General features: G+C 33.3%; 3 protein-coding genes. All 3 read left to right on the top strand.

What is annotated here, in order from left to right; all coding sequences use genetic code 11:
- The 3 genes from ATE84_RS19545 to ATE84_RS19535 all read left to right on the top strand — a co-directional run bounded on the left by ATE84_RS19545 (position 1) and on the right by ATE84_RS19535 (position 17,897).
- Positions 1-6,225: a hypothetical protein gene (locus tag ATE84_RS19545; RefSeq protein WP_101449565.1), complete on the top strand. Its 6,225-nt coding sequence runs from the start codon at positions 1-3 to the stop codon at positions 6,223-6,225.
- 72 nt (positions 6,226-6,297) lie between these two features.
- The gene (locus ATE84_RS19540) at positions 6,298-17,178 is read left to right on the top strand and encodes a leucine-rich repeat domain-containing protein (RefSeq protein WP_101449564.1); all 10,881 of its coding nucleotides are present in this window, start codon (positions 6,298-6,300) and stop codon (positions 17,176-17,178) included.
- Entirely contained in the window at positions 17,178-17,897 is a 720-nt protein-coding gene (locus ATE84_RS19535) for a hypothetical protein (protein WP_101449563.1), read from the top strand. The genes ATE84_RS19540 and ATE84_RS19535 overlap by 1 nt, the downstream gene beginning before the upstream one ends.
- Positions 17,898-17,910: the final 13 nt, after the last annotated feature.

The following is a 17,910-nucleotide window of genomic DNA, read 5'->3' as shown; positions in this document are numbered from 1 at the left end:
ATGATCAATACAATACGAGAAAGTAAAGTTACAAAAGTAATTGCAAGTTATTTGGCAATACAGTTGATTGTACAAATGATGCAACCTATGCAATTGTGGGCATTAACCAGTGGTCCATCACAACCAGAGTTTAATTCATTTACACCTATCGGAACTTCTGATATGGTGAATTTATCCTCAGGGAATTTTAATTACAATATACCTGTGATGGATGTGGGAGGATATCCATTAAATCTAGCTTATAATTCAGGGGTATCCATGGATCAAGAGTCTTCTTGGGTTGGATTAGGATGGAATCTTAATGTAGGACAGATTAATCGACAAGTACGAGGAATTCCTGATGATTTTAAAGGGGATGAAATGACTTACGAAAGTAATATGAAGCCTAACGTTACTGTAGGAGTAGCGGCTCAAATAGATATTCAATTATTTGGTTATGAGAATAATGATGGTGTAAAAGCCAAAGCGTCCGTTGGAGTAGATCTTAAATACAACAATTATTCAGGAATATCATTTACTCCTTCTTATGGTATTTCTTTTGATTTAGCAAATACTGTATCGGTTGGGATGAGTGTAGAGACTTCAGCGACAGAAGGAGCTACCGTTTCTCCTAGTGTTGGTATTTCTGCAACTAAAGGTGTTAGCGAAAAAGCTGCAATTACAGGTGGGCTTAATGCAGGAGTTTCTTATAATTCTAATCAGGGATTGAAATCGTTTAATATTTCAAGTTCTATGGGATTGACTGGAATAAAAGATAAGACCCATGAAGATTATAGTAAAGTAGAAAAAGCTAGGAATAGATCAGCCGGTTTTGGTTCGGGGTCAGGATCTATCTCTTTTGGTAATGTTACGCTTACACCTCGTAAGAGGACAGCTTTTGTAAATAATAATGGTACTGTAGCAGTATCTCTCGGAGGTGATATTTGGGGTGCAGATGTCGAAGGTGAAATATCGGCTATGGGATCTGTACAAAAGGTTAAAGATCCTATTAAAACTGAAAAAGCATATGGATATGAATTCACCGGTCACGCAACTCCAGATGATATTAAAGATTATAATAGAGAAAAAGATAATATCATTAGTAAAACTACATTGGCTTTACCAGTTTCTAACTATACATATGACCTCTATACAGTACAAGGTCAGGGAGCCGGTGGAATGTTTAGACCTTTTCGAAGTCAGGTAGGACAGATTAATGACGATTTGGTTAAAGATGAGAGTTCTAGTTTAAGTTTGGGAATAGAAATAGAACCGGGAACAGGATACCATTTTGGAGCTAATTTTACTAGTGCTCCATCAGTAAGTAGAACTGGGATATGGGATACAAAGGCCTTGCAACATTTTAAACAAGAGAAAGAAGACATCAAAGAATCGGGAGATTTATTAGATTATGAACCTGTATATTTTAAATATATTGGAGAGCCTAGAATTGATAAAGATCAAAAATTATTTGAGGATTTGGGAGGATACTCTCCTATTGCTTTAGAAATCGGAGGAAGCAAAAAAGGCTTTAACAAGTATGCTGATAATCACTTTAGAATTAAAGAATATAATGCTGATAATACTCCAAAATATAGACCTTTACCAAGTTTTAATTCAAAATTTAAAAGATCGAGAGATATTCGTAATCAGAATGTACAGAAAATTAGTGCAGAAGAACTGCTTAAATTTTATAATGAAGGATATGCTAAATCTCGTATAAATAAAAGCTCAAAACCACATCATACTGCCGAGGTAAGAGTATTAAACAGTGATGGATCTACCTACGTGTTTGGAGAAACTGCTTACAATAAAATAAAAAGAGAAGTTACATTTGCGACAAACAGTACTAATTTTAATTGTGCAGATGGTTTAGTGACTTACCAAAGTGGTGAAAATTCTACAAATAATAGAAGTGGAATAGATAATTTTTATGACGCTGTAGAGACTCCGGCTTATGCACACTCATATTTATTGTCTTCTGTATTATCATCAGATTATGAGGATTTAGAAGGAGATGGCCCTACAGATGATGATTTGGGGGCATATACAAATTTTATATATACCAATAAAGAAGATAATTATAAATGGAGAATTCCTTACGGTAGCAATAAGGCATCGTATAATGCAGGGTTAAACACAGATAAAGCAGATCAAAAAGGAAGTTATGTTTATGGAGAAAAGGAGATAAAGTATATAGATAAAATTGTAACCAAAACTCATGTGGCAATATTTGACTTGTCTTCACGTAAAGATGCGCGTGGAGTAACAGGAGAAAATGGAGGTGCTTCATCTTCTGGGCAACAAATGTTTAAGATTGATAAGATTAGATTGTATTCGAAACCAGAAGCTATTAAAGCCAAAATATTAGATGACGATGCTACTAATGATTTGCCTATAAGTGCTATCAAAACAGCACATTTTGTTTATGATTACTCTCAGTGTAAAAGTGTAGAGAATAATAGTAATGAAGCCCCAAGTGGTAATGAGTTACGTAATGAAGGAGGAAAACTAACACTAAAAAAAGTGTACTTTACTTATAGAAATTCGCAAATGGGTAAGTATACTCCGTATACTTTCAATTATGATGGGTTTAATCCCGATTATAACCTAAAATCCTATGATGTTTGGAGTGGATATAAACCCAATACAAGTGGGGGGTGTAATACTAAAGACCCTATTACAACGCCAGAATTTCCATTCGTACAACAGGATGACAAGGAATTACAAAATAAATATGTTTCAGCTTGGTCATTAACGTCAATTGATTTACCATCAGGTGGAAAAATCGACATGACTTATGAAAGTGATGACTATCAATATGTTCAAGATAGAAATCCTTTGCAAATGTTTAAAGTGGTTGGAGCAGGAAATGAAGATGGGTCAACGCCTTTTGATCCCGTAAATACAAGGCTGTATAAGTTTTCTGGAAACAAAGATGCTAGATACCTTTATGTAAAATTACCATCTGGTGAAACAGCTACTACAGATGCGGATTTTAGATCAAAATATTTGAAAGGAATAGAAGGTAAACCGGTTTATTTTAGATTCTTAATGAATATGACCAAAGCTGGTGCGTTATCTGATACTAGTAATGACTATGATTATGTAACCGGATATTTTGAAATAGATGGAAATACTAATGTGTTTACTGCTCCCAATGGATCTGTTTATGCAGCTGTTCCCATGAAAACTACTGATATGGAAGGGGGGATTACAGGAACTAAACAAGTAAATCCAATTTCTAAAGCAGGATGGTATTTTGGAAGAAGATATCTGAATGGATTAGTATATGGGTTAAATACTGATTATAGAACAGAGAACATACAGTCTATCGCTAAAAAAGTGATTAGTAGTTTTAAAGCAAATAAAGATATTCTTACCGGTCCCAATGCTAAATTAAGAAGTAATGAATTTTTATGTGCGCAACGTTTTTGGCCGGATAAATCCTGGATACGCCTGTCAACTCCACGAAATTACAAATTAGGAGGAGGTGCACGAATAAAGAAACTGGTAATGAGAGATCAATGGAATAAAATGGTAGATCCTACTATTCCTGATACCAATGAAAAATATACTAAAGAGTATGGACAAACTTATGAATATACTTTGGAAGATGGAAGTTCTAGTGGAGTAGCAACTTATGAGCCTAACAAGAGTAAGGAAAACCCATTTGTTGAGCCATTTTATAATCATTCTGATCGTTTGATAGCACCAAGAGAGGTAAACTATGTAGAAAAGCCATTTGGTGAATCTTTTTTCCCTTCGTCAGCAGTAACCTACAGTAAAGTTACAGTAAGTAATCTAGCACGAGAAGGAATATCAAAACATGCTACGGGTAAGGTAGTTTCAGAGTTTTTCACTTCTAAGGATTACCCTACTAAAGTAGATTATACAGATATTGATAGCCCTAATAATTATGCTACAAATCAGAATCAATTTTTAGAAAATCTTTTACAGGGAATTTTTGGAGGAGAGGTTAAATCAAGAAATGAATATGCATTATCTCAAGGTTTTATGGTTCATACTAATGATATGGATGGTAAGATGCGTTTTCAGAAAGTATATGCAGAAAATCAAGATAAACCCATATCATCTGTAGAATATAAATATAGCACCAAAGAAGATGATGTCACTCGATTGGATAATAAACTACCAGTAATTACCAAAGAAGGGAAGGTACTTTATGATAGACAGATTGGTGTTGATTATGACGTGGTTACAGATTTTAGAGAGAGTTATTCTAAATCTAAGACAGAAGGAGTTAAAGCTAATGTAGTTGCATTAATATTCGGAGTTGTTGTAGTACCTATCCCAACTATAGTGCCTTCTCGTACTGAACTTGAAAATGTAGCATATTCTACCATCACAACAAAAGTGATTCATACCACTGCAGTAATGAAAGAAAAAATAGCTACAGATCTCGGATCTAAAGTATCTACAATAAATGAAGCTTGGGATGCAGAAACGGGGCAAGTATTATTAACCCGAACTGTCAACGAATTTGATGATGAATACTATAGCTTCAATTTCCCGGCATATTGGGCTTATGATAATATGGGACAAGCATCCCGTAATATTGGTATTACAGGAACGCTAAAGAGATCAGGTAATTTCTTTACTATACCAGATGCTAAGAAATATTTTACGCTTGGTGATGAAATAATTGCTACTTACGGAAGAGCAAAGAGAAGTGATAAACTTTGGGTAGTTGGGTTTAATCCAGCAGGTGATGGAGTAATGTTAATGAAAGGAAACGGAAGTGTCATTAATACATCAGAAGGAGCAAATATTAGTGAAGACATTAACTTCAAAATTGTAAGATCAGGACATAGAAATCAACAAATGGCCAATATGGGATCTATTACAATGATGAAAAATCCAATTAAGGGAAGTAATGGAGCTAAATTGAATCAGATAGATACTAATACATTCACGTTAAGTGCAAATACACCAACCGTGGATAATTTACGAATTATAAATGCTAGCGCAGTAGAGTATAATGACTTTTGGAATTGTCAGTGTGAAAGTGAGCTAAAATTTATTGAAGAATCCTTGGGAGGAAAAGAACTAGAAGATATTTCACAAGAAGATTATCCTTTTGAAAAACCATTTAACCCTTATGTTTATAATGCAAAAGGAGAGTGGAGAGCAAAACGTTCTCACGCCTATTTAACAGAACGCTTAGATGTTAATGAAGGTACAACTTCTAAAGTTAACACTCGTAGAGAAGGTTATTTTAAAGAGTTCACACCTTACTATGCTTTGATGCAAGATAAAACCTGGAAAAAATCTACGACAGCTAATAATGCCTGGACATTTGCAAGCGAAGTAACACAATACAGTCCTTTTGGAGCAGAATTAGAAAACAAAGATGCTTTAGGTAGATATTCTACTGCACAATATGGTTACAATTATACGTTGCCTACCGCAGTGAGTTCTAATAGTAGATATCGTGATATGGGTATGGATGGTTTTGAGGATTATGTGTTCATGAAGGCTGATAGTGCTCATTTTAACTTCAAAGGTTCGGTAGATAAAGATGGATTTGAAGGGGTGCAAATAACAGATCAAGTATCTCATACCGGTAGAAATAGTTTATTAATCCCTGCAAACGAAAATGCAATTTTAGAACGTAATCTTATTGGTGAGTTACCTAAAGATGTAGATTATGATAATGATGGAATTAAGGATGACGAAGATTATTGTCCTTTTACACCAAGTAATAATTATGATTATGATGGGGACAAAATTGGAGATGAATGTGACGACGATCCTATACCTCAAGTATTTGGGCGATATACTACAAATGAAGTGCTTTATATGGCTGGAGGTGTAAAAGAATGTGTAGGAAGAAGTGCTGAATTTACAATATATGGTAATCCAAATGAAACTATTGAGTATGCAATAGTATTCCATCAAACAAACTATAGACAGATGTCATTATCAATTAATGATAAACGTATTTTTAATGATAATGATGTTAGAAATAAAACTGGAGAATTATTTGTTTTCAAAGATATCGTATTGGATATAAGGGGGCAAAAGTATATAGATCTTGATTTTGATGTGGTGAGAGCAAAATCCAAAAAAGGGGATAATACCTGGCGAATGGAATTCATGATTTTGAATAAAAATAATGGAAGTCCGGTACGAGGTACTTCAATCGATTTGAAATCACAAGGAAGAAGAGATAAAAGGTGCGGAGAGCCTGAATGGGGAAATTTAGATCAAATCAAGCATTAATTTATATAATCGATATCAAATTCGAATTCATTGATAAACACATTAAAAAATAATCTAAATCTATTTAGATACATGAAAAATCTAACTTATATACAATCAAAGCTCACGAAGTATTCTTTACTGGTACTGGTAGTTGTTTTTAATAGCTTGTCTGCAAAAGCACAGGTTTCTTCTCAGGAACGTCAGGCTTTAGTAGATTTCTATACTAGTACAAATGGAGCAAACTGGACTAATACACAGGCAAATAATCAACCATGGTTAATTAATGATCCAAATTCTTCGGTGAATGATTGGTATGGAGTAACTGTAGTAGCCAATAAGGTAACTGTTTTAAAACTAGATGATAATAATTTAGTCGGTACAATTCCTGGTGCTATATCCAATATATTAGGATTAGAATCATTATCATTAAACAAGAACACACTTTCTGGGGGTATTCCTAATACGATTGGTGACCTGATTAATTTAAAAAGTTTATCACTAGCTCGTAATAAATTAACAGGAACAATACCTGCATCAATATCAAATTTGTCAAATCTGACTAGTGTTTCCCTGTATTTAAATAAATTAAGTGGGGTTATTCCATCAGGATTTTGGAATCTTTCAAACTTAAAAGTTATTCATATAGCTTTTAATAAATTAGAAGGGACTATTCCGGTTAGCATTGGAAATATGTCTAATTTAACTTTTTTATACCTATCAGGGAATAAACTAGAAGGCCTGTTACCAAGCTCGCTTGGTAATTTAACTAAGCTAGGTACGTTAGCGATTGCAAACAATAGTTTTTCGGGTAAAATACCATCGGGATTATCGGCAATAGCGTCATCTGATATTTTGAATACTTTAGAATTTGGAGGAAATAATTTTGTATATAGTGATTTTGAAACGGAACATGCAAATTACCAAACGAATCTAACCAGATATTTATATACACCTCAAGCGGAAATAGATCAAACTGAAACCAGATCAATACCTAAAGGGCAGTCAATTACATTAACAAGTGCAGCATTAACAAGTGCCAATAATAGTTATCAATGGTATAAAGATGATGTTGCTATTACTGGAGCAACGAGTAAAGATTTAGTGATTACTAATGCTATGGGTACAGATGCTGGAGTATACCATTGTTCAGTAACAAATAGTATAGTTACTGGATTAACATTAACCCGAAACTCAATTACAGTATCAATTTCCTCTACCGAAGTTGTAAAAGTACCTGCATCAGAACGTCAAGCCTTGATAGATTTATACACAAGTACAAATGGAGCAAATTGGACTAATACAACAGCCAACAATAAACCATGGCTTATTAATGACCCAAACTCTTCAGTGGTTGATTGGTATGGAGTGACTCTGGTAGGAGATAAAGTGACAGGTCTAAAACTAGATAGTAATAATTTGGTAGGTACAATTCCTAATTCTATTTCTGATTTATTAGTATTAGAATCATTATCCTTGGTTGGAAACACCCTTTCAGGGAATATTCCCACTACTATAGGCAATCTCGTTAACTTAAAAGTCTTATCTCTAGGGCGTAACAAATTGACAGGATCAATTCCAATATCTATTTCTGGTTTGTCAAACCTAACAGATTTATCTTTACTTATAAATAAATTAAGTGGCCCTATTCCTTCAGAATTAGGTAGTTTGCTAAATTTAAAAGTTATTCACATAGGACATAATCAATTTGAAGGTTCAATTCCAGTTAACTTAGGGAACTTGTCTAAACTTACTTTTTTATATTTAACAGGCAATAAACTAGAAGGAAAAATCCCAATAGAATTAGGGAATCTTACAAATTTACAAACTTTATCAATTTCTGATAATAATCTAAATGGGGTTATTCCGAGTCAAATATCTAATTTAGCAAGCCTTGTTAATTTTAGATTTAGAGGCAATGGTTTTGTGTTTAAAAATTTTGAAACAGAACATTCTACCTATAAATCAAAAATTGTAAATTATGTATTCTCTCCTCAGGATAAAGTAGATCAGACAGAAGCGTTATCTGTAGCTGCTAATGGTGGTATCACCTTAACCAGTAAAGCATTAACAAGTACAAACAACAGCTATCAATGGTATAAAAATGATGTAGCTATTCCAGGAGCAACCAACAAAGATTTGGTTATTTCTAATGCTAAAGATACAGATGCCGGAGTATACCATTTCACTGCTACCAATAGCATAATTACAGACTTAACACTAACTCGTAATCCAATAACTTTAACTATTGGCCCTGCAGAGGTATGTGGAGTTCCCACTGACGATGAAAAACAGACTCTTAACCAGTTGTATACAGCTACAAATGGAGCGAATTGGACTAACAATACTAATTGGCTAACAGATGCTCCTTTATGTGATTGGTATGGGGTAACAGTAGTGAATAATGCAATTGTCTCTATAGAATTACCAAATAATAATTTGACAGGTGATGTATCTAGTGTATTATTTGAGTTCCTTACTAACTTAGGAACTCTTAACTTAAAGGAGAATAATTTATCAGGACCTTTAAATAATTTACATATAAGAAAACTAAAAGTTTTAGATATTAGTAAAAATAATTTTTCTGGCAGTTTAGATATTGGAAAACAAGTTATATCACTTAGCTATTTGGATGCAAGTGAGAATAATTTTTCTGGAGAGGTACTATTAGAATATTTTTCTGGAGATAATTTTGCATCCTTACAATATCTAAATATATCATCTAATCAGCTTACCGGACTATTACCAGAAGAGTTTTCTTTATTATCAAATATAGAAACCTTTGATATATCGAATAATAATCTTACCGGAAGAGTAGATATGTCAAATTTTGTAGGGGCTACCAAATTATCAAAATTGGATTTAAGCAATAATAAATTCGATACACTATTTTTAGTAAACCCAAATGATTTTACAAATCTAACTTCCTTGTCTTTAGAAGAAAATGAATTTAAGTTTTTTAGTTTAGAGTCTTTCTATAATGATTATGTCGCAAAATTGGATGTTAATTATAAATATGCTCCTCAAGCCAAAGTAGATCAAACACAAACGCTATCCGTAGCTACAAATGGTAATATCACCTTAACAAGTACAGCATTAACCAGTACAAAAAACAGTTATCAATGGTATAAAGATGGAGTTGCAATTACAGGAGCAACCAATAAAGATTTGGTTATCTCTAATGCTAAAGATACAGATGCCGGAGTATATTATTTCACTGCTACCAATAGTATAATTACAGACTTAACACTAACTCGTAATCCAATAACTTTAACTATTGGCCCTGCAGATGTATGTGGAGTTTCTGCAGCAGAACGCCAGGCATTGATTGATTTATACAATAGTACAAATGGAGCAAATTGGACTAATACAACAGCAAATAATAAACCTTGGTTAATCAATGATCCTACTTCTAAAGTATGTGATTGGGCAGGTGTTACTGTTGAGAATGGAAAGCTAATATCTATAAATATTTCCAATAATAATTTAAAGGGAACACTTCCTAATTCAATAAATGGCTTGGTTTATTTAAAACAACTATATTTATATTCAAACCAGCTTATAGGAAATATACCTTCTTCAATTGGTGATTTAATAGAGTTACAAACTTTAAGTTTAGATAATAATCAATTTACAGGGAATATACCTTCTTCAATTGGAAATTTATCTAATTTGGATGGATTAGCACTATACAAAAATCAATTAGGAGGTATGATTCCTAAAGAATTAGGTAATTTATTGAAATTAAGATTTTTGTTTCTTCATTCTAACCAAATATCAGGTCCAATACCTTTAGAATTAGGAGGGTTAACAAATGTTGAAAATATTAATTTAAGTTCTAATAAATTGATAGGTCAGATTCCAGGTTCTATTGGAAACCTTTCTCAATTAGCTGCTTTACGTATTGGTAGTAACGAGTTTTCAGGGCAAATACCTTCTCCTATTTCAGAATTACCAAATCTTACCGTTTTAGAATTTGCCAATAACAATTTTATATTCTCTAATTTCGAATCAGATTTTACAACATTTAAAACAAAGTTAAAGGCAAATTTTAAGTATATACCTCAAGCAAAAGTAGATCAAACCAAAACTTTATCGGTTATTAAAAATGGCAATATCACCTTAACTAGTACAGCATTAACCAGTACAAAAAACAGTTATCAATGGTATAAGGATAATGTGGCAATTACAGGAGCAACCAATAAAGATTTGGTTATTTCTAATGCTAAAGATACAGATGCCGGAGTATACCATTTCACTGCTACTAATAGCATAATTACAGACTTAACATTAACTCGTAATCCAATAACCTTGTCAATAAGCCCAGCAGATGGTTGTGGAGTTTCTGCAGCAGAAAAACAGGCATTAATTGATTTATACAATAGCACAAATGGAGCGAATTGGACTAATAATACAAATTGGTTATCTGCTACAGTTCCGGTTTGTGATTGGTATGGTGTTACTGTAGTAGGTAGTAAAGTTACTGCGGTAGAGTTAGTGAGTAATAATTTGGTTGGTGATATCCCATTAGGAATAAAAGGATTAACAAACCTGGTAAAACTAAATCTCGAAACAAACCAGCTTACAGGAACAATCCCGGTAGAGATAGCACAATTATCAAACCTGGAGTTTTTATCTCTAAATCAAAATGATTTGTATAAAGAGATTCCTACAGAATTAGAATTATTAAGCAAGTTAAGGTCTCTGTATTTAGGGCACAATAAATTAACAGGAACGATCCCTGTTTCTTTATCGAAACTTAGTAATCTTAGATATTTACACCTCCAGGGAAATAAACTATCTGGAGAGATTCCTGTAGCATTAGGAATTTTATCTAACCTTACCGATTTAAACCTTTATAGCAATGCTCTTACAGGAAATATTCCAGTAGAATTAGGACAATTGTTAAACTTAAAATCACTGCATTTAGATAATAACCAACTTTCCGGAAGTATTCCGGTGACTTTTGGAGAATTACTTAATTTGGTAGATTTAAACTTATATAACAATAATCTTTCAGGGGATATTCCTGTAGAACTAGGGAACTTATCAAAATTACAATCTTTATATATTTATAATAATCAACTTTCAGGAACTATTCCGATTACATTCGGTCAGTTATCAAATCTAAAAGCATTAGATGCTCACAATAATGAACTTACAGGAGAACTCCCGGAGGCAATAAGTAAATTGTCAAATTTAGAGTCTTTATGGGTACAGGATAATCAACTTTCAGGAAAAATACCTTCCACCTTAGTTACATTACCTAAACTGCAACTATTGTATCTTAACGATAATCAGTTTGTGTTTTCTGATCTTGAATCTGATTTCAATGCATATAATTTAAGATTAGGATCAGGGTTCAAATATTTCCCTCAGGGCAAAGTCGATTTGGAAGAGGAACAACCAGTTGTACTAGGTGAAGAAATTATATTAGGAACAAAGGCACTTACCAGTAGTAATAATAGCTATCAATGGTTTAAGAATGGTGTAGCAATATCTGGAGCTATAAATAGTACATTTAAAATAACAGCAGCAAAACAAAGTGACGCTGGAATATATCATTTTGAAGCGACCAACTCTATTGTACACGACTTGACTTTAGAACGTCACCCTATTACATTGAAGATTACATCTGATGTGTGTTCAGTATCTGCTCGAGAAAAGCAAGCACTTGTAGACTTCTACACACAAACAGGGGGAACAAGTTGGACTACAAAAACGAATTGGTTAACAGATACTCCAGTATGTAATTGGTATGGAGTAACCGTAGTAAAAGGAAAGGTTACAGAAATAAAATTAGGCAATAACAATTTGACAGGAAGTTTATCAACTTCTGTAGTTGCATTGACTAATTTAAAACAACTTGATTTGTCAGGTAATCAATTAGAAGGAGAGATTCCTATTGAAATTATACAGCTAACAAACTTAGAGCAAATCATATTGTCTAATAATAATTTTATAGGAAACCTACCGAAAGAATTAGGGCAGCTGACACAATTAAAACAGCTAGAATTAAGTAATAATCAATTTTCAGGAAATGTTCCAGTTGAGTTTGCTCAATTAACTAATTTAGAAGGGTTAAAAATAAATGATAACAAATTGTCAGGTAGTATTCCTACAGGGTTAGCTCAACTTGTTGGATTTAAAAACTTCGACCTTTTCGGTAATCAATTTATATTTTCAGAAGTAGAACCCACATTTGTAGCTTTACAAACAAAATTGGGAGCTGGTTTTAGCTATAGCCCACAAGCTAAAGTAGATCAGGAAGAAATAATACCTGCAGTAGTAGGAGAGCCCATTACCTTAACCAGCATTGCTTTGACCAGTACTAAGAATAGCTATCAATGGTATAAGGACAATGTGGCAATTACTGGAGCAACAAATAAAGATTTTGTAATAGCTTCTGCTAGTGCTACAGATGCTGGGGTTTATCATTTTACATCAACAAATAGTGTGGTTGTAGGATTGACATTAACACGCCATCAAATAAAATTAGAAGTAGGCACCACTTCCTGTGAAATATCAGCAACAGAACGTCAGGCTCTGATTGATATTTATAACACTACTAATGGTGCTAATTGGGCTAATACATTGTCAAATAATAAACCTTGGTTAATCAATGATCCTAATTCTAAAGTATGTGATTGGTATGGAGTAAGTGTGGCTAATGGAAAAGTAACCTCATTAAGGTTAATAAAAAATACGTTGACAGGTAATATTCCTTCTTCTTTGTTTCAATTGGTTGGTTTGAAAGATGTTCAACTTTCAGATAACCAGCTTACGGGAGTACTTCCAGTAGAGTTGTTATCATTAACCAAGTTACAAACATTGCATATAAGTAATAATAAGTTAGAAGGAGTAATTCCCGAAAATATTGGTCAATTATCAAATTTAGAACACTTACTGTTATCTAACAATACTCTTATTGGTGGTATACCAAAATCATTAGGGCAGATAACAAAACTAGTAGATCTTCAGTTAAACTCAAACCAACTTACAGGTAGTATTCCGGAAGAGTTAGGAGGACTTAGTAATTTAAGATCAATAACAATATCTAATAATCAATTATCGGGAGAAATTCCTGCTACATTTACTCAATTAACTAATTTAGAGGTGTTTAAGATAGATAATAACCAATTATCAGGTAACATTCCTGCTGGATTTGATCAGTTTGCTGGATTTAGAAACTTCTCCATTTTTGGTAATCAATTTGTGTTTTCAGGAATAGAACCTACGTTTGGTGTACTTAAAACTAAGTTAGGAACTGGATTTATTTACGACCCACAGGCCAAAGTTGATGAGACTGAGTCTAGAACCATTGTAGCTGGTTTAAAAGAAACCTTAACATCTAATATACTTACCAGTACCAATAATGGTTACCAGTGGTATAAGGATGGTGTAGCCATCCCAGGAGCTACCAATAAAGAATTAGTATTTAATACTATTAATGAAAGCGATGCAGGAGTATATCATTTTGCAGCAACTAATAGTATCGTAACAGGATTAACAATAGAACGTAATTCGATAACAATATCTATAGCTCCAGCAGATTCTTGTGGTGTGTCGGCATCAGAAAAGCAAGGGCTTATAGATTTTTACAATACCACAAATGGACCAACATGGACCAACAATACGAATTGGTTATCTAATACTGTCCCAGTTTGTGATTGGTATGGAGTTACTGTTGTGGATGGGAAAGTAACGGCCCTGTCGTTACCAAAAAATAATGTATCAGGAGAAATTCATACTTCGATTTCTCAATTAGTTAACCTTACTACATTACGATTGAATGACAATAGGTTATCTGGTAGAATACCGTCTACTCTAGGAAAATTATCGAGCTTACAACACCTATATTTATCCTGGAATCATTTAACAGGAGAAATTCCATCAGATTTAGGAAAATTAAAAGGATTGAGAACTCTGGAAGCGATGGGTAATCAACTCACAGGAAATATACCTGTAGAATTGGGTAATCTCACGAGTCTGGAAAGATTTAGTTTGTATCGTAACCTATTAACAGGAACAATCCCTGTTGAGTTAAGTAACTTGTTGAATTTAAAGTATCTTAGTTTAAGTGATAATCAGTTGTCAGGAAGCATTCCTGCGTTGTTAGGTAATCTTACTAAATTAGAAGAACTTAGTTTATTTAGAAATCAACTTTCAGAAAGTATTCCAGTTCAATTAGGACAGTTAAGTAGTTTAAAACACCTTTATTTAAATCATAATCAACTTTCAGGAAGCATACCGGTAGAATTTGGAGCTCTAAGCAACCTCCAGTTTTTATGGTTGAGTACTAATGAATTGACCAATAATATTCCTGTTGAATTAGGGAATCTGAGAAAACTACAAGATTTCAAAGCAAATGATAATCAGCTTTCAGGAAGAATACCTGCTACTTTAGGAAATGTATTAAGCCTTAAGTATATAGAACTAGCAAGAAATCAGTTGTCGGGACCAATCCCGGTTCAATTTGGGCAATTGACAAATTTAGAGCAACTGTATCTTAGTGAAAATCAACTTTCAGGAAGAATACCTAAAGTATTAAGCCAGTTGTCTAGTCTGAAACATATGATGATTGATTCGAATAGATTTGTATTTTGGAATGTTGAACCAGAATTTAATACGTACAAGACAAATCTCACGAGCTTTTTATATGCTCCTCAGGCAAAAGTGGATAACGTAGAAAATCATACTATTTACACGGGCAAATCTATAACTTTTACCAGTAATGCACTTACGAGTAGTAATAATAGTTATCAATGGTATAAAAATGGCGTAGCAATATCAGGAGCAACCAGTAAAGATTTTATCATTACCAATGCAACTACAGTAGATGCTGGAGTGTATTATTTTACAGCTACAAATAGTGTGGTTACAGGATTAACTTTGGTACGTAACTCTATCACTCTTTCTGTACTTGTACCTAATTGGGATTCGACTCAATCTTTTTGTAGCTCAGAGAAAATACCAACAGTAAGTGATTTAGTATCTCCGATTTCTAATACTCCAACAGTTAAGTGGTATGAAACTCAAACAGGAGGAACAGAGTTAATTGGGACTACAGAATTGGACCCTATAGTATATTGGGCAGAAGGAAATACAAGTAATCCAAGAGTAGGAGTAAAAGTGAATTTGGATGAAGATGCTCCGGGAATTGGAGAAGAAGATTATCAGGCATTTTCGATACTATCAAATTCAAAAATTAAAGACCTTAAAATCACAGGAACAAATATTAGTTGGTATAGTGCAGCTACAGGAGGAATGCCTCTCGATATTAATACTGTATTAGAGGATAAAAAATCATATTTTGCGCAGCAAGGTACCGCCAGCTGTAGATTTGAAGTTGTTGTTGCCGTAAAAGTATTTGAGCCAGAAGGAGATGGATGGCAGTATTTCTGTAAATCAGAAGGGACTACCATAGCTAATCTAGGAACTAGATATACAATTTTAAGTGGTCATACATTGATTTGGTACAAAACAGCTACCGGAACAGAGACATATACATCTGCAGAAGGTTTAGTTGATAAAGGAGTATATTATGCAGTTCAACGGGACCCATTAAATAATGAAAGTACCAGAAAGCGAATCACCGTTTCTATTTTTGATGTTCCTTCACCAATAGTTACCAATAAAAATCAGATTTTTTATACAAATGATCCAGTACATGTTTCAGATTTGGTAGCTACAGGAAATAATATCCTATGGTATGATGCAGCTTTCGGAGGAACAGCATACAGTCCTACAGAAAAACTTGTTGATGGAAGAACTTATTATGCAGCCCAAACTGATATAAACTGTACACCAGGTGATATTGGTTGTTGTACAAGCACATTTAGAGAGGAAGTGACAGTAACAATAAAAGAAGAACTACCTCCTTCATTGATAGGATGCGAAAGATTTCGCCCACAACCAGGAGAACATTATGTAATAAGTGCTTGGGTACGAGAAGATGGATTGCAAGCAACTAATCCGATAATCAGAAATTTCAGTGAAGTGAGCAATGTATTTGTAGATTTATTAAATCATATTGTGAAAGACAAAATTTTAGCTTCAGTAGTTGGAAATAGACATATCCCAGAGATTTATGTTCCAAAACCCGATAGTCGAGAATTTGATGTGTTAATTCCATTTCTTAAAAATGCTGTAGATAAAAATTTAACCATATATGATTTTAAATATGTCAAAGAAAGACAAGATGGGGTTGGTCCTGAAAGAACGGTAGGGTTTGAGTTTTCATTGGTTCCGGGTAAAAAACAGGCACCTCAATTTAGATATACAACACCATATGTGAAAGGGCATAGTTACTCTTATCCACTTCTGAATAATCCTACTCTTGCTTTAAATTTTACAGGAACTTCTATATGTGGTACTAAGTTTTGTATGACTTCCTCTTTTAAAATCGATGGAGGATCATTGTCCTATAACAGAAATAATATTGTAAATACTAGTTATAGAACATCAGGGATGTTTTCTAAAATTACTAAATATACCTACACTATAGATCCAGATTATCAGGCAATGGAGTATGTAAATTCATTATTGCGATTACGATATAGAAATAAAGAAGGGATTGATATTAACCCTCAAAATAGAACAGATATCGAATTTAAACCAAAAGGAGCAATAGTGGATGGATGGCAAAGGGTTTCTGCTGATTTTACAATCCCGTTAGAAGCAACTAATATGCAAATTCGTTTAGAAAGTAATATACAAGGAGACGGGTTAGAGCAGTTGAACATATATTTTGATGATATCAGGATGCATCCTTTTAAAGGTAATATGAAAACTTTTGTATACGATCCTATTACACAAAGGTTGAAATCAGAATTAGACGAAAATAATTACGCAACCTTTTATGAATATGATCAGGAAGGTGGTTTGATACGCGTCAAAAAAGAAACAGAAAAAGGAGTCTTTACTATTCAGGAAACACGTTCTGGAAATTCTAAACTTAATGGGCAGAAATAATGAAAAATATATATAAGTATATAGCCATTTTATTATGTTGTATAGGAGGTATACAGCAGGGCAATGCACAAAATACAGATGTAAAAGATCTCTTTGATAAGGTAACACAGTCATACAATGATAAAAAACAATATCAGATTGATGTGACTTATAATATGCATAGGGGATTAACAGGAAATACTGTTACAGAATCTTATGAGGGGAAAATAGTAAAGAATAATGATTTTTCTCTAATTAAAATTATGGATTCAGAAATCCTTCAATTCACAGAGGGGCAATTGAATATCAATCATGCTGCAAAAACGGCGATTTATATGAACTCTAAGTCTTCTCCATCAAATCAGTTATTAAATATTAATAGTTTCTTGGAGTATTATGATAAAACTATAGTTACAGAAAAGAATGGAGTTTTGATTTGTGAAATGGTATCTACCAAACCTAATATTCAGAACCAATATGGTAAAGTGATACTACATATTAATAAAGAGAATTATTGGATAGAAAAACAAGAATTGTTTTTCTCTAAACTGATCCCGTTTGTAGATAATAATACTACCAGAAAAATGGACTATGGTCGTTTGGTCATTTATTTAAAATATAGAGGATTAGAAAATTCTACAGCTCCTGTTCTTAAGGATTACATCAATGTTTTATCAAAACAGAAGATCACATTAGCAGAACAATTCCACGGATATCACTTAACTCATCAGGCATACTAAAACGGTACTGTAT

Origin of the sequence: Aquimarina sp. MAR_2010_214 (assembly GCF_002846555.1) — a bacterium.
GTDB lineage: Bacteria > Bacteroidota > Bacteroidia > Flavobacteriales > Flavobacteriaceae > Aquimarina.
The sequence above is the reverse complement of the archived record's forward strand: the minus strand, read 5'-3'. Positions and strand labels throughout refer to the sequence as shown.

Bases quoted from the DNA above. Each gene is read 5' to 3' on its own strand.
- ATE84_RS19545 (WP_101449565.1), top strand. From the start codon at position 1: ATGATCAATACAATACGAGAAAGTAAAGTTACAAAAGTAATTGCAAGT.
- ATE84_RS19540 (WP_101449564.1), top strand. From the start codon at position 6,298: ATGAAAAATCTAACTTATATACAATCAAAGCTCACGAAGTATTCTTTA.
- ATE84_RS19535 (WP_101449563.1), top strand. From the start codon at position 17,178: ATGAAAAATATATATAAGTATATAGCCATTTTATTATGTTGTATAGGA.